The organism is Kitasatospora sp. NPDC004615 (assembly GCF_042873545.1).
Lineage (GTDB): Bacteria > Actinomycetota > Actinomycetes > Streptomycetales > Streptomycetaceae > Kitasatospora.
On the sequence record NZ_JBIALQ010000005.1, the window covers coordinates 554,585 to 569,663 of the forward strand.

Sequence of the window (15,079 nt, forward strand, 5' to 3'; positions counted from 1 at the left end):
TTGACCCCTCTTGCGCCCTGCACCCCGTCGTGCAGCGTTCCGGCCCCGGGCGGTGCGAGCCTACTCCTGGTAGGCGGGCACCGGCCGGGGCCGGAACGAATCGTGATCTTTGTGATGTGCCGTCAGTTTTCGACGGTGCGTCAGACGGTGGGTCAGGCGGTGGGCTCGGCCTCCGCCTTGGCGCCGTCCTTGGCCTTCGGCTTGGCGTCCACGCCGGCCTCCCGGCGCTGGGCCGGGGTGATCGGGGTGGGGGCACCGGTCAGCGGGTCGCCGCCGGTGGAGGTCTTCGGGAAGGCGATGACGTCCCGGATGGTGTCGTAGCCGCCCAGCAGGGTGACCACGCGGTCCAGGCCGAGCGCGATGCCGCCGTGCGGCGGCGGGCCGTAGTTGAAGGCGTCCAGCAGGAAGCCGAACTGCGAGGCGGCCTCCTCCTCGGACAGGCCGATCGCGTCGAACGCCCGCTTCTGCACGTCGCGCTGGTGGATACGGATCGAACCGCCGCCCAGCTCCGAGCCGTTGAGCACCAGGTCGTACGCGTTGGAGAGCGCGCTGCCCGGGTCGGTGTCGAAGGTGGCGAGCGACTCGGCGGTGGGCGCGGTGAACGGGTGGTGCACCGCGTGCCAGCCCTGGAACTCGCCCTTGTCGTCCTCGATCGGCTCGAACATCGGGAAGTCCACGACCCAGAGGAAGGCCCACTGGGACTCGTCGATCAGGTTGCAGCGGCGGCCGATCTCCAGGCGGGCGGCGCCGAGCAGCTCCTGCGAGGCGGTCTTCTTGCCGGCCGCGAAGAACACCGCGTCGCCGGGCTTGGCGCCGGCGGCGGCGGCCAGGCCGGCCAGATGCTCCTCGGACAGGTTCTTGGCGACCGGGCCGCGCAGCTCGCCGGTCTCGGCGTCCACCAGGACGTACGCGAGGCCGCGGGCGCCGCGGGCCTTCGCCCAGTCCTGCCAGGCGTCGAGCTGCTTGCGGGGCTGCGAGGCGCCGCCGGGCATCACGACCGCGCCGACGTACGGCGCCTGGAAGACCCGGAACTCGGTGCCCTTGAAGTACTCGGTCAGGTCGGTGAGTTCCTGGCCGAAGCGGACGTCCGGCTTGTCGGAGCCGTAGCGCGACATGGCGTCGACGTACGTCATCCGCGGCAGCGGGTTGGGGATCTCGTAGCCGTGCACCTCGCGCCAGATCGCGGCGATGACCTTCTCGCCGAGGGCCAGGATGTCCTCCTGGTCGACGAACGACGCCTCGATGTCCAGCTGGGTGAACTCCGGCTGCCGGTCGGCGCGGAAGTCCTCGTCGCGGAAGCAGCGGGCGATCTGGTAGTAGCGCTCCATGCCGGCCACCATCAGCAGCTGCTTGAACAGCTGCGGGGACTGCGGCAGGGCGTACCAGTGGCCGGGCTGGAGGCGGACCGGGACCAGGAAGTCGCGGGCGCCCTCGGGGGTGGAGCGGGTCAGGTACGGGGTCTCGATGTCGAGGTAGTCGTTCTCCTCCATCACCGTGCGGATGATGTGGTTGACCTTCGAGCGCAGCCGCAGCGCGCGGGCCGGGCCCTCGCGGCGCAGGTCGAGGTAGCGGTAGCGGAGCCGCACCTCCTCGTTGACCGAACCGGGCTCGTACTCGGCGACCTGGAACGGCAGCGGCGCGGCCTCGGACAGCACCTCGATGGACTCGACGACGACCTCGACGGCGCCGGTCGGGATGTCCGGGTTCTCGTTGCCCTCGGGGCGGACCCGGACGTCGCCGATCACCTTCACGCAGTACTCGGAGCGCAGCCCGTGCACCGACTCCAGGTCGCGGACCACGACCTGCACGGTGCCGGAGGCGTCCCGCAGATCGATGAAGGCCACGCCGCCGTGGTCACGGCGGCGGGCCACCCAGCCGGCCAGGGTGACGGTGGTGCCGGCGTGCTCCGGTCGGAGCGTGCCCGCGTCGTGCGTGCGGATCACAGCTGCTTCTCCTTCAGGGTGGTGACGAGCGCCTCGAGGGCGACGGGGGTCTGCTCGCCGGACTCCATGTCCTTGAGCTGGACCACGCCCTCGGCGAGGTCCCGGTCGCCCGCGATCAGGGCGAAGCGTGCTCCGGACCTGTTCGCGGACTTCATGGCGTTCTTGATGCTCTTGACGCCGAACGCGAGGTCGGTGGCGACGCCGGCCCGGCGCAGCTCGACGGTCTTCGCGAACAGCACGTTCTTGGCTTCCTCGCCGAGCGCGACCGCGTACACCTCGGTGGTGACGGGCAGGTCGAGCTCGATGCCTTCGGCCTCCAGCGCGAGGAAGGTGCGGTCCACACCCAGGCCCCAGCCGACCGAGGGCAGCGCCGGGCCGCCCAGCATCTCGGACAGGCCGTCGTAGCGGCCGCCGCCGCCGATCGCGGACTGCGAGCCGAGGCCGCCGTGCACGAACTCGAAGGTGGTGCGGGTGTAGTAGTCCAGGCCGCGCACCAGCTTGGGGTCGTCGACGAACGCGACCCCGGCGGCGGTGAGCAGCTCGCGGACCTTCTCGTCGTACGCCTTGCAGTCCTCGCACAGGTAGTCGCGCAGCATGGGCGCGTCCACCAGCTGGGCCTGCACCTCGGGGCGCTTGTCGTCGAGGACGCGCAGCGGGTTGATCTCGGCGCGGCGGCGGGTGTCCGCGTCCAGCTCGAGGCCGGTCAGGAAGTCCACCAGCGCGGTGCGGTAGACCGGGCGGCACTGCTGGTCGCCGAGCGAGTTCAGCAGCAGCTTGTACTCGCGCAGGCCGAGCGAGCGGAAGGCGTCGTCGGCGAGGATGATCAGCTCGGCGTCCAGCGCCGGGTCCTCGGCGCCCAGCGCCTCCGCGCCGACCTGCGAGAACTGCCGGTAGCGGCCCTTCTGCGGGCGCTCGTAGCGGTAGAAGTTGCCGGAGTACCAGAGCTTGACCGGCAGGTTGCCGAGCTTGTGCAGGTTGGCTTCCAGCGTGGCGCGGACCACCGACGCGGTGCCCTCGGGGCGCAGCGCGAGGTCCTCGCTGCTCTCGGGGCGCTTGGCGAGGGTGAACATCTCCTTGGTGACGATGTCGGTGGACTCGCCGACGCCGCGGGAGAACAGCTTGACGTCCTCGAACACGGGGGTCTCGACGTAGCCGTACCCGGCGCGGCGCAGCGGCGCGGACAGCCGCTCGCGGATCGCCAGGTAGGCCGCGGAGTTGACCGTGGGCAGCAGGTCGTAGGTGCCCTTGGGGGCGGTGAAGGTGCTCAACTTCTCTTCCGTCACATTCCTCGTCGCGGGAAAGCCTGGGCGCCGACCGCCCCTGCTGCCTGCTGGAGGTAGGGGTTGGTGGCGCGCTCTCGGCCGATGGTGGTCTGCGAGCCGTGGCCGGAGAGCACCACGGTCGCGTCGTCGAGGGGCAGGCACACCCGGGCCAGTGAGCGCATGATCGCGCCGCTGTCTCCGCCCGGGAGGTCGGTACGCCCGATGGAGCCGGCGAACAGCAGGTCGCCCGAGAACAGCACCGGAGGGATGTCCTGTGCGGCGGGCGTCCTGAACGTCACCGACCCCTTGGTATGGCCGGGGGCGTGGTCGACGGTGAGCCGCATGCCCGCGAGTTCCAGCACGCTGCCGTCGGTCAACTCGCGGACGTCGTCCGGTTCGCCAACGGTGATCGAGCCCATCAACTGCTGCCCGAGGGAGCGCCCGAGACCCTTCTCGGGGTCGGCCATCATGTACCGGTCCTCGGGGTGGATCCAGGCCGGGACACCCTGCGCGCCGCAGACCGGGACCACCGAGGCGATGTGGTCGATGTGCCCGTGGGTGAGCAGGACCGCGACCGGCTTGAGCCGGTGCTCGCGGATCAACTCCTCGACGCCGCTTGCCGCTTCGTGCCCGGGATCGACGATCACGCACTCCTCACCTGCGGCGGGAGCGACCAGGTAACAGTTGGTGCCCCAGGCCCCGGCGGGGAATCCGGCGACGAACACGCGAGTCCTTCGTTTCGTAACGGTGGCGGTCTTGTTTCCCCCGCAGCCTACCGGCGGCACCGGGCCGCGGGCGAACCGGTTCCCGCGCGCGTTCAGGCCTTTCTCATGTGGCACTGATCCCCTGCTGACGCGCGGGGTCCCTACACTTGGCCGCCGACGGGTGCGACGATGCGCACACGACAGTCACAAGTCCCTCGCCCCACAGCGCATTAGGAGACACGTCCGGTGGTCAGCAGCGAACAGCGTCGGCGACAGCTCGCCCGCGAGAAGTACGAGCGCCAGATGCAGGCGCGCGCCGAAGCGGCGACCAAGCGCAAGAAGCGCAACGTCGTGGTGGCCTCGGTGGCGGCCCTGGTGGTGCTGGCGGGCATCGGAGCGACCGCGGCCGGTGTGTTCAGCTCGGACAAGAAGGACGACAAGAAGGCGTCCGCCGCGCCGACTCCGTCCGAGAGCGGCAAGAAGTGGGCGGCCGAGCCGGCCATGTCGATCGACGCCGCGTCCCCGTACACCGCGACGCTGGACACCTCGGCGGGCAAGGTGACCCTCTCGCTGGACGCGAAGAAGGCGCCGCACACCGTCAACTCCTTCGTTTTCCTGGCGGGTCAGCAGTACTTCGACGGCTCCACCTGCCACCGGCTCACCACCGACGGCATCTTCGTCCTCCAGTGCGGCGACCCGACCGGCACCGGCCGCGGCGGCCCCGGCTACCAGTTCCAGGACGAGAACCTGACCGGCGCGACCTACCCGGCGGGCACCGTGGCAATGGCCAACGCCGGCGCCAACACCAACGGCAGCCAGTTCTTCCTGGTCTACAAGGACACCCAACTGCCGCCCCAGTACACCCCGTTCGGCAAGATCACCGGCGGCCTGGACGTGCTCCAGAAGGTCGCCGAGGCCGGCGTCAAGGGCGGCAAGACGGACGGCCCGCCGGCCACCCCGGTCGACCTCAAGGCCGTCACCGCGACCAAGGGCTGACCCGCCGCGAAAATCGACCGGCGCCGGATGCGGACAGCACCGGCGCTGGTCGCCTATGTTGCTGTTGTATAGGGTGCCCAGACCGTCGGCCGTCACCCTCGGCACGACAACGACGGCTCGGGACGGCGGACTCCATCGGTCCGCCGCACATCAACTGTGGACGACGCTCCCGCCCGTGGGCGTGGCGTCATGTGGAGGAGGCGCTGTGAGCAGCGACCCGTGGGGCCGTGTCGACGAGCAGGGGAACGTCTACGTGAGGACGGCCGACGGCGAACGCCAGGTCGGCTCCTGGCAGGCCGGCTCTCCCGAGGAGGCCCTCGCCTACTTCGAGCGCAAGTTCCAGGGCCTGGAGGCGGAGACCGCCCTCCTGGAGCACCGGGTGCGCAAGACCGACCTGGCCGCCAAGGAGGCGCAGGCCGCGCTGGAGCACCTGCGCGCGCAGGTCGTCGAGGCGCACGCGGTCGGCGACCTGGAGTCGCTGGCCAAGCGCCTGGACACGCTGGCCGGCGAGATCGAGACCCGGCAGACCGAGCGCAAGGCCGCCCGGGCGAAGGCCCAGGAGGAGACCCGCACCGCCAAGGAGGCGCTGGTCGCCGAGGCCGAGCAGCTCGCCGACTCCAACCAGTGGCGGGAGGCCGGCGACCGGCTGCGCGCCCTGGTCGACAGCTGGAAGGCGCTGCCGCGCCTGGACCGCAAGAGCGACGACGAGCTGTGGCACCGTTTCTCGCACGCCCGCTCGGTGTTCTCCAAGCACCGCAAGGCGCACTTCGCGGCCCTGGACTCGGAGCGCGACCACGCCCGCGCGGTCAAGGAGAAGCTGGTCGCCGAGGCCGAGCAGCTCGCGAACTCCACCGACTGGGGCCCGACCGCGGCTGCCTACCGCGACCTGATGACCCGCTGGAAGGCCGCCGGCCGCGCCCAGCGCGAGGCGGAGGAGGAGCTGTGGGCCCGCTTCCGCGGCGCCCAGGACGTCTTCTTCCAGGCCCGGTCCGCGGTGTTCACCGAGCGTGACGCCGAGCAGGGCGAGAACCAGAAGGCCAAGGAGGCGCTGCTGGTCGAGGCCGAGGCGATCCTGCCGATCACCGACCTGAAGGCCGCCAAGGCCGCGCTGCGCGAGGTCTCCGAGCGCTGGGAGGCGATCGGTCACGTCCCGCGCGACGCCCGTCCGAAGCTGGACGGCCGGCTGGCCGCGGTGGAGCGCGCCGTCCGCGAGGCCGAGGAGGCCGAGTGGCAGCGCTCCAACCCGGAGGCCCGCGCCCGCGCCACCGGCATGACCGCGCTGCTGCAGTCCGCCGTCGACAAGCTGCAGTCCGACCTGGACAAGGCCCGCTCGGCCGGCAACGCGTCGAAGGCCGCCAAGCTGGAGGCCGAGCTGGCGGGCCGTCAGGCACTGCTCGACCAGGCGCAGAAGTCGCTGCAGGAGTTCAGCTCCTGACGCTTCGTCGAGGAAGGGGCCCGGTCGCCGTCACGGCGGCCGGGCCCTTCTGCGTGCGGGCGCTCAGACGGTGGTCGGGCTGGCCTCGGGCTGGAGCTGGTCGATGTCCATGCTCTGGTCGGGGCCGGGGGTGGCGGAGGGCACCGGGGTGCCGAAGTCGCTGAAGTCGACCGCGCCGACGGACTGTTCCAGCCGCAGCGGCACCGGCGGGCCGGAGGTGGCCACGTACAGGGTGGCGGTGCCGCTGTCGGTGCTGCGGGTGAGGGCGACCGCCGGGCGGCCCTGGACGGTGCTGGTGGCGCCCTTGGCGAGGTCGCTCGCCGCGCTGCCGAGCTGGTCGGCGAGGGCGCCGAGGTCGCACAGGCCGGCGATGTCGCCGAAGTCGGGGTCGTCGCTGGTGGTCTTCAGGTAGCGGTCGCCGACGGCGTCGGCCAGCGCGGCTCCGCCGTGGCTCTGCCAGAACGCCTGGTCGGGTTTGACCCACAGCTGCTGGCCGGCCTTCACCACCTGGAAGCTGCCCACGCCGCTCTGGCCCAGCGTGCCGGTGCAGTTGCCCGCGGTGTCCAGGCGCAGGTCGATGGTGATCGCCGGGCCGTCGCCGCCGACCGTGCCGACCGCCCGTACCGCGTGGGCGTCGGTGAGGGCCTGGACGGACTGCCGGAGGATTTCGTCGGCCGGTCGGCCGGCCACCCCGTTGTCGGTGCCGGGTGCGGGGGCGGTGGCGGTCGCGGTGGCCGCCGCCGGGCTGCCGGCGGCGCCCGGTCCGGTGGAGTGGCCCGAGCCGCAGCCGGCCGTCAGGGCCGCGACGGCCGCCGCCGCGCCGGCCATCGCCGTCGTCGTCCGAATCGCGTGCACGGTGCCTCCGGGAATGAGCGGGCCGCCCCCACCCGGCCAGTGTCTGCGGGGTGGGGGCGGCCTGCACCCGGAGGGCCGGGCGCGGAGGGCTACTTGTTGCGGGCCGAGGTGACCCGGTAGACGTCGTACACGCCTTCGACGCCGCGGACGGCCTTCAGGACGTGGCCGAGGTGCTTCGGGTCGCCCATCTCGAAGGTGAACCGGCTCATCGCCACCCGGTCGCGGGAGGTCTGCACCGCCGCGGACAGGATGTTGACGTGCTGGTCGGAGAGCACCCGGGTGACGTCCGACAGCAGTCGGGAGCGGTCCAGCGCCTCCACCTGGATGGCCACCAGGAACACCGAGGACTGGGTGGCCGCCCACTCGACGTCGATGATCCGCTCGGGCTGCTGCTGCAACGACTCGACGTTGACGCAGTCCGCACGGTGCACCGAGACGCCGTTGCCGCGGGTGATGAAGCCGACGATCGGGTCGCCGGGCACCGGCGTGCAGCAGCGCGCCAGCTTCACCCACAGGTCGTCGACGCCCTTGACGATGATGCCCGGGTCGCCCTTGGCCCGGCGGCGCATCGAGCGCGGCTGGTGGGACGGGGTGGTGGTCTCGACGAGGTCCTCGACCGCGCCTTCCTCGCCGCCCATCGCCTGGACCAGCTTCTGCACGATGGCCGGCGCGGCGACGTGGCCCTCGCCGATCGCCGCGTACAGCGAGGAGATGTCCGGGTAGCGCATCTCATGGGCCAGCGTGACCAGCGAGTCCCCGGTGAGGATCCGCTGGATCGGCAGGCCCTGCTTGCGCATGGTCCGGGCGATCGCCTCCTTGCCCTGCTCGATCGCCTCCTCGCGGCGCTCCTTGGAGAACCAGGCGCGGATCTTGTTCCGGGCCCGCGGCGACTTGACGAAGTTCAGCCAGTCCCGGGACGGGCCGGCGTTCTCCGCCTTCGAGGTGAACACCTCGACCGTGTCGCCGTTCTCCAGCGTCGACTCCAGCGGCACCAGCCGGCCGTTCACCCGGGCGCCGATGGTCCGGCAGCCGACCTCGGTGTGCACCGCGAACGCGAAGTCCACCGGGGTGGCCTTCGCGGGCAGCGCTATCACGTCGCCCTTCGGGGTGAAGACGAACACCTCGTTGCTGGACAGGTCGAAGCGCAGCGACTCGAGGAACTCGCTGGGGTCCTCGGTCTCCTTCTGCCAGTCCAGCAGCTGGCGCAGCCAGGCCATCTCGTTGACCGCGTCGGCCTTGTCGTGCTGCCGCTTGTGGGTCGGGGTGTCGGTGCGCACCTTGGACGCGCCGGCCACCGCCCGCTGCTTGTACTTCCAGTGCGCGGCGATGCCGTACTCTGCACGGCGGTGCATGTCGAAGGTGCGGATCTGGAGTTCGACGGGCTTGCCGCCGGGACCGATCACCGTGGTGTGCAGCGACTGGTACATGTTGAACTTGGGCATCGCGATGTAGTCCTTGAACCGCCCCGGCACCGGGTTCCACCGCGCGTGGATGGTGCCCAGTGCCGCGTAGCAGTCGCGGACGGTGTCGACCAGGACCCGGATGCCCACCAGGTCGTAGATCTCGGCGAAGTCCCGGCCCCGGACGATCATCTTCTGGTAGACCGAGTAGTAGTGCTTCGGGCGGCCCGTCACCTGCGCGGTGATCCGCGCCCCGCGCAGGTCGCCCTGCACCTGGTCGATCACGGTCGCCAGGTACTCGTCGCGCTTCGGGGCGCGCTCGGCCACCAGCCGGACGATCTCGTCGTACATCTTGGGGTAGAGGATGGCGAACGCCAGGTCCTCCAGCTCCCACTTGATGGTGTTCATGCCCAGCCGGTGCGCCAGCGGGGCGTAGATCTCCAGCGTCTCGCGGGCCTTCTTCTCCTGCTTCTCCCGCTTCAGGTAACGCATGGTGCGCATGTTGTGCAGCCGGTCGGCGAGCTTGATCACCAGGACCCGCGGGTCCTTGGCCATCGCGACGACCATCTTGCGGACGGTCTCCGCCTGCGCCGCCTCGCCGAACTTCACCCGGTCCAGCTTGGTGACGCCGTCGACCAGCAGCGCCACCGAGTCACCGAAGTCGTGCCGCAGCGTCTCCAGGCCGTAGTCGGTGTCCTCGACGGTGTCGTGAAGCAGCCCCGCCATCAACGTCGGCGCGTCCATCCCCAGCTCGGCCAGGATGGTCGCCACCGCCAGCGGGTGCGTGATGTACGGATCGCCGCTCTTGCGCTTCTGCCCGCGGTGCCACTTCTCGGCCACCGCGTACGCCCGCTCGATGTCCTTGAGCAGGGCCGGGTCGGCCTTCGGGTCGTTGGCCCGGATGGTCCGGAACAGCGGTTCCAGCACCGGGTTGACCATCGAACTGCGCTGTCCGCCCAGCCGAGCGAGGCGAGCCCGCATCCCGCCGGGGGAAGGGCGGGAACTGGCAGTCGCAGCCGTGGGCACAACCTCGTCGGGCAAGGACACTCCTACGTGCAGACGGATCAATCTTCATCGTACCGGCGGCGCGACGGGCTTCCGCGCCCGGCCGACCCCACCTGTGCGAAAAGCCGCCCGGGAACAGGATCTGTTCCCGGGCGGCTTCCGAAAGCGGTCTTCCCGCTCAGACCACGACCAGGGTCTCCAGCGGCGCACCGTGCAGGTGCGGCTCCAGGCGCTCACGCCCAGTCAGGAACCCGAGCTCCATCAGCACCACGACGCCCACCAGCTCGGCGCCGGCCTCCTGGACCAGGTCCAGCGAGGCGGAGATGGTGCCGCCGGTGGCCAGCACGTCGTCCACCACCAGCACCCTCTCGCCGGGGGCGAACGCGTCGCACTGCACCTCCAGCGTCGCCGACCCGTACTCCAGGTCGTACGAGCGGGAGAACACGTCGCCGGGCAGCTTGCCCTTCTTGCGGATCGGGACGAACCCGAGTCCGGCCGCGACCGCGGCGGGCGCGGCCAGCACGAACCCCCGCGCCTCCAGGCCGACCACCTTGGTGGCGCCGAGTTCCTTCGCCCGCTCGGCCAGCGCCCGGGTCAGCGCGCCGAACGCCTCGGCGTCGGCCAGCAGGGGGGCGATGTCCTTGAACAGGACGCCCGGCTTCGGGTAGTCCTGCACGTCCCGGATCCGGCTGTTGAGCAGCTCGGACAGGGCGGGGTCGGTGGTGGAGGTCACGGGGGTTCCTTAACTGACAGCGGGGTTCAGCGCTTGCCGGACGGCCGTCCCTTGCCCCGGGAGCGGCTGGTCGGCTGGTTGCGCTGTCCGACCATACCTGCCGCGAGCTCCTCGTCGATCATCCCGTCCTCGCCCCGGGCCTCGGCCTCCTCGGCCGCCTTCGCCTCGGACGCCCGGCGCTGCAGGACCCGCTTGGCGAGCGCCTTCATCTCCGGGGTCTGCTCCTTGAGCTGCGCGAGCAGCGGGGTGGCGACGCAGATCGAAGAATAGGCACCGGCGGCGAGACCGATGAACAGCGCCAGCGAGATGTCGTTGAGGGTGCCCGCGCCGAGCAGGCCGCCGCCGATGAACAGCAGGGCGGAGACCGGCAGCAGCGCGACGACCGTGGTGTTGATGGAACGCACCAGGGTCTGGTTGAGGCCGTGGTTGGCGGCCTCGCTGTAGGTCCGGCGCGACTGCTTGGTCAGGCCGTTGGTGTTCTCCTTCACGGTGTCGAAGACGACGACCGTGTCGTAGAGCGAGTAGCCGAGGATGGTCAGGAAGCCGATCACGGTACCCGGAGTGACCTCGAAGCCGACCAGCGCGTAGACACCGATGGTGATCAGCAGGTCGTGGATCAGCGCGACCAACGCGGCCAGCGCCATCCGCCACTCGAAGGCGATCGCCAGGTAGACGGTGACCAGGACCATGAAGATGACCAGGCCGGTCAGCGCCTTCTTGGAGATGTCCGAACCCCAGGAGGGGCCGATCACCTGGGCGTTGATGTCCTTCTCCTCGACGCCGACGGCCTTCGAGAACTCCTTGGTGAAGGTCGCGGCCGGCACCGACTCCTCGGCGCTGATCTGGACCCGGACGTCGCCCTTGTCCGTGGTCTGCACCAGCGCGGTGTTGGAGCCGGTGATCTTGTTCGCGACGTCCTTCGCCTGGGACACCGTCAGTCCGGGCTTGTGCACGGTGTAGACCGAGCCGCCCTTGAACTCGATGCCCAGGTGCAGGCCCATGGCCAGGCCGATCGCGGCCACCAGGACGATCACCGCGGAGATCGAGTACCAGATCTTCCGCTTGCCGACGAAGTCGAACGAGACCTCGCCCTGGTAGAGGCGGTGACCGATGTTGCGGAGCGACATGGGTCAGACCTCCTGGGTCTGCTGGGAGGGGGCGGGACGGCGGCGCGAGCCGCGGATCGGCGGACGGGCGCCGAGCCGCTTCGGGTCCAGGCCGGACCACGGGTGACCGCTGGAGAAGAACTTCGTGCGGGCCAGCAGGGTGATCAGCGGCTTGGTGAACAGGAAGATCACCACGACGTCCAGCAGGGTGGTCAGACCCAGGGTGAAGGCGAAGCCCTGCACCTTGCCGACCGACACCAGGTACAGCACCGCGGCACACAGGAAGGACACGAAGTCCGACACCAGGATGGTCCGCCGGGCCCGCGGCCAGGCACGCTGCACGGCCGGACGCAGCTGGGCGCCCTCGCGGACCTCGTCACGGATGCGCTCGAAGTACACGATGAACGAGTCGGCGGTGATACCGATCGCGACGATCGCGCCACAGACCGCGGGCAGGTTCAGCGCGAAGCCGACGCCGGCACCCAGCAGGCTCATGATCGACCAGGTCAGGACCGCGGAGACCACCAGGCCGGCGATCGAGACCAGGCCCAGGCCGCGGTAGTAGACCAGCGAGTAGACGACCACCAGGACCATGCCGATCAGACCGGCGATCAGGCCGGCCTTCAGCTGGTCGGAGCCGAGCTGCGGGGAGACGGTGGTGACGTCGCTCTTCACGAAGTCCAGCGGGAGCGCGCCGTAGCTCAGCACGTTGCCCAGCGACTTGGCGTCGGCCTGGGTGAAGGTGCCGGAGATGACCGCGCTGCCACCGGTGATCGACTCGGAGACGTACGGGTGCGAGACGACCGCGCCGTCCAGCACGATGGCGAACTGGTTGCCCGGGGACTGCTGGGTGGCGAGCTTGCCGGTGGTGGCCGCGAAGGCCTTCGAGCCCGCGTCGTTGAACGACAGGTCGACCATCCAGCCCTTGGCGCTCTGGGTGTCGTACACGGCCTGCGCCTTGGTGACGTCCTGGCCGTTCACGGCGACACCACCGAGCGCGAACTTGTACCAGAGGCCCTGCTCGGCGTCGTACGAGCAGGCCACGGTCGGCTGGGCCGGGTCGCTGGACTGGTAGTTCTTCCGCTGCTCCTTGACCGAGCAGTCCAGCGCGGTGAACTGCTTCTGCAGCTCGGCCGGGGCAGTGCCCTGAGTCAGCGCGGCAGTCATGTCGGGCTGGTCGGCCGGGGCGCTGGCGCCGGCGCTCGGAGCGGCCGAGCCGGTGGCCGGGGCCGAGGCGGAGCCGCTCGCGGCGGAGGTCGGGTCGGCCTGCAGGGCGCCGGAGACGGCGCGGCCGGCCTTGCTCGCCGAGGAGCTCGGCGAGGCGGGCGCGGAGGCGCTGCCCGAGGCGGACGGGCTGGCCGAGCCGCTGGGCGCCGACGACGGCGACCCGCTCGGCTGCGGCTGGGCGCTCACACCGCTCGGCGCGGCGGCCAGGACCGGGCGGAAGTACAGCTTCGCGGTGTCACCGACCTTGTCGATGGACTCCTGCGTGTTACCACCGTCGGGGATGTTGACGATGATGTTGCTGTTGCCCTGGGTCTGGACCTCGGCCTCGGAGACACCCATGCCGTTGACGCGCTTCTGGATGATGCCGACCGCGGTGTCAAGGTTTGCCTTGTTGATCGCGGAAGGATCGTCCGACTTGGCGGTCAGCGTGACGCTGGTGCCACCGGCGAGGTCGATACCGAGACGCGGCTTGGTGTAGCCCGTCCCGAACATGAGGGCCACCAGGCCGACGGTGACCACCAGGATGAGCGCCAGCGCCCTCCCCGGGTATCCGTCGCGCGACCGCGACTTGGGTGTTGCCACCTTGTTCGTTTCTCCCTGTCCATGCCGCCCGGCGGCCGGCCCCGGACCCCGCACAGGGCGGGGTCCGGGAGAGACGGACGCACGGCGGCCCAAGAGGTCCTGTGGGCTTGCGGCGGATGCCGCTGGTCGGGGAAGAGAGGCCCCCCCGGCCGTACTACTTGCTCTCGGGAGCCTCGGCGCCGACCTTCGCCTCGTCCTTGGACAGGCTCAGCGGCTTCTCGTCGGCGTCCGTGCCCTCGGCGGCCTCGACCACGTCGTCCTCCGACTCGTCCTCGGCGGGACGGCCGTTGATGATCGCCTCGTACTCGAGCGGCTCCAGGACCGCGGCGATGGCGCCCTTGGTGTAGTGCGCCACCACACCGGGAGCGACCTCGAGCTCGACCGTCTCATCGTTGATCGCCTTGACCAGCGCGTACATGCCGCCGATGGTCCGGACACCCGAACCCGGCTGCAGCGCGGACTGCATGGTCTGCATCTGCGCCTGCCGCTTCTTCTGCGAGCGGAACATCAGGAAGATCGCGAGGAGCGGGAGGACAAGAATGATGTATTGAGACACAGCCAGGGTCCTTAGTCGGTCACCGGTCAGGTGGCCAGTGCGTGTACGTCGGCCCGTCGGGCGAGAGGGGCGGTCCGGCGGAGTCTAGGCGACCCGCACTCAACGGACAACGCCAAGCATGCCAGTGCGGCGCCGAAAGTGGCGAGCCTTGGCATGGACATAAACCCCCGATAAGGCAGCCCGGTCAGGCCTGGCCGTCCGCCCACAGTTCGGGCTGCGCCCCGCGCGGCGCCCGGGCCGGCTGCGGCGGAGTGAGACCCAGGTGCTGCCAGGCCGCCGCCGTCGCGATCCGCCCGCGCGGGGTGCGCGCGAGCAGCCCTTCCCTTACCAGGAAGGGCTCGGCGACCTCCTCGACGGTCTCGGACTCCTCCCCGACGGCGACCGCCAGGGTGGACAGGCCGACCGGTCCGCCGCCGAAGAGCTTCAGCAGCGCCTCCAGCACCGCGCGGTCCAGCCGGTCCAGTCCGCGCGCGTCAACCTCGTACACCTCGAGCGCCCGGGCGGCGATTTCCCGGGTGATCAGACCGTCGTGACGGACCTGGGCAAAATCCCTCACCCGGCGCAACAACCGGTTGGCGATGCGGGGCGTACCACGGGAGCGGCCGGCGATCTCCGCCGCGCCCGCCGGGTCGATCTCGACGTCCAGCAGCCCCGCCGAACGGTGGACCACCCGCTCCAGCTCGGCGGGCGCGTAGAACTCCATGTGGCCGGTGAAACCGAACCGGTCGCGCAGCGGCGGCGGCAGCAGACCGGCCCGGGTGGTCGCCCCGACCAGCGTGAACGGCGGCAGCTCCAGCGGGATCGCGGTCGCCCCCGGCCCCTTGCCGACGATCACGTCGACCCGGAAGTCCTCCATCGCCATGTACAGCATTTCCTCGGCGGGCCGGGACATCCGGTGGATCTCGTCGAGGAACAGCACCTCGCCCTCGGTCAGCGAGGACAGGATCGCCGCCAGGTCGCCGGCGTGCTGGATCGCCGGGCCGGAGGTGATCCGGATCGGCGCGTTCAGCTCCGCCGCGATGATCATCGACAGCGTGGTCTTGCCCAGCCCGGGCGGGCCGCTCAGCAGCACGTGGTCCGGCGCCGCGCCGCGCTGACGGGCCGCCTGCAGCACCAGCGACAGCTGCTCACGCACCCGCTCCTGACCGATGAACTCCTCGAGCATCCTCGGCCGCAGCGCCGCCTCCACCGCCTGGTCCTCGCCGTCGGCGGACGCCGTCACCAGGCGGTCAACGGGCTCGGACTCGTACGGATTCATCGGAAAACGGCTCCCCA

General features: G+C 70.8%; 12 protein-coding genes. 2 read left to right on the forward strand and 10 right to left on the reverse strand.

Annotated elements, in window-relative coordinates:
* Positions 1-152 precede the first annotated feature (152 nt).
* The 3 genes from aspS to ACFYS8_RS20495 are packed head-to-tail and all read right to left on the reverse strand — an operon-like array spanning position 153 to position 3,930.
* Positions 153-1,943, reverse strand: coding sequence for an aspartate--tRNA ligase (aspS, locus tag ACFYS8_RS20485; protein ID WP_387642920.1), 1,791 nt, complete (start codon positions 1,941-1,943; stop codon positions 153-155).
* A complete protein-coding gene (gene hisS / locus ACFYS8_RS20490; RefSeq protein WP_387642921.1) occupies positions 1,940-3,211 on the reverse strand; it encodes a histidine--tRNA ligase in 1,272 nt (423 codons plus the stop codon). Before hisS ends, aspS begins: the two co-directional genes overlap by 4 nt.
* Before the next feature lie 11 nt (positions 3,212-3,222).
* Positions 3,223-3,930 carry an MBL fold metallo-hydrolase gene (locus tag ACFYS8_RS20495; RefSeq protein WP_387642922.1) on the reverse strand — a complete coding sequence of 236 codons (708 nt, stop codon included), beginning with the start codon at positions 3,928-3,930 and terminating at the stop codon, positions 3,223-3,225.
* Positions 3,931-4,155: 225 nt separating this feature from the next.
* On the opposite strand from ACFYS8_RS20495, the gene ACFYS8_RS20500 reads away from it, so the two are divergent.
* Both ACFYS8_RS20500 and ACFYS8_RS20505 read left to right on the forward strand, forming a co-directional pair.
* Positions 4,156-4,905 (forward strand): peptidylprolyl isomerase, encoded by a 750-nt coding sequence (locus tag ACFYS8_RS20500; protein ID WP_387642923.1) that lies wholly within the window; start codon positions 4,156-4,158, stop codon positions 4,903-4,905.
* Between the two features lie 205 nt (positions 4,906-5,110).
* Positions 5,111-6,340 (forward strand): DUF349 domain-containing protein, encoded by a 1,230-nt coding sequence (locus ACFYS8_RS20505; protein ID WP_387642924.1) that lies wholly within the window; start codon positions 5,111-5,113, stop codon positions 6,338-6,340.
* A gap of 63 nt (positions 6,341-6,403) precedes the next feature.
* On the opposite strand, the gene ACFYS8_RS20510 is transcribed toward ACFYS8_RS20505, so the two are convergent.
* From ACFYS8_RS20510 to ruvB, 7 genes are all read right to left on the reverse strand, one after another.
* Positions 6,404-7,195, reverse strand: a complete 792-nt coding sequence (locus ACFYS8_RS20510; protein ID WP_387642925.1) for a hypothetical protein — start codon at positions 7,193-7,195, stop codon at positions 6,404-6,406.
* A gap of 89 nt (positions 7,196-7,284) precedes the next feature.
* Positions 7,285-9,576, reverse strand: coding sequence for a RelA/SpoT family protein (locus ACFYS8_RS20515; protein ID WP_387642926.1), 2,292 nt, complete (start codon positions 9,574-9,576; stop codon positions 7,285-7,287).
* 202 nt (positions 9,577-9,778) lie between these two features.
* Positions 9,779-10,333, reverse strand: coding sequence for an adenine phosphoribosyltransferase (locus tag ACFYS8_RS20520; protein WP_387642927.1), 555 nt, complete (start codon positions 10,331-10,333; stop codon positions 9,779-9,781).
* Positions 10,334-10,359: 26 nt separating this feature from the next.
* Complete coding sequence (gene secF, locus ACFYS8_RS20525; protein WP_387642928.1) at positions 10,360-11,460, reverse strand: protein translocase subunit SecF; 1,101 nt, start codon at positions 11,458-11,460, stop codon at positions 10,360-10,362.
* Positions 11,461-11,463: 3 nt separating this feature from the next.
* Positions 11,464-13,248, reverse strand: a complete 1,785-nt coding sequence (gene secD, locus ACFYS8_RS20530; RefSeq protein WP_387642929.1) for a protein translocase subunit SecD — start codon at positions 13,246-13,248, stop codon at positions 11,464-11,466.
* A gap of 154 nt (positions 13,249-13,402) precedes the next feature.
* The gene (gene yajC, locus ACFYS8_RS20535; protein WP_387642930.1) at positions 13,403-13,804 is read right to left on the reverse strand and encodes a preprotein translocase subunit YajC; all 402 of its coding nucleotides are present in this window, start codon (positions 13,802-13,804) and stop codon (positions 13,403-13,405) included.
* Positions 13,805-13,988: 184 nt separating this feature from the next.
* Positions 13,989-15,062, reverse strand: a complete 1,074-nt coding sequence (gene ruvB, locus ACFYS8_RS20540; RefSeq protein WP_387642931.1) for a Holliday junction branch migration DNA helicase RuvB — start codon at positions 15,060-15,062, stop codon at positions 13,989-13,991.
* Between the last annotated feature and the right edge of the window lie 17 nt (positions 15,063-15,079).

Coding starts and splice junctions, on each gene's coding strand:
- ACFYS8_RS20515 (WP_387642926.1), bottom strand. CDS start 9,576: ATGCGGGCTCGCCTCGCTCGGCTGGGCGGACAGCGCAGTTCGATGGTC.
- secF (WP_387642928.1), bottom strand. CDS start 11,460: ATGTCGCTCCGCAACATCGGTCACCGCCTCTACCAGGGCGAGGTCTCG.
- ruvB (WP_387642931.1), bottom strand. CDS start 15,062: ATGAATCCGTACGAGTCCGAGCCCGTTGACCGCCTGGTGACGGCGTCC.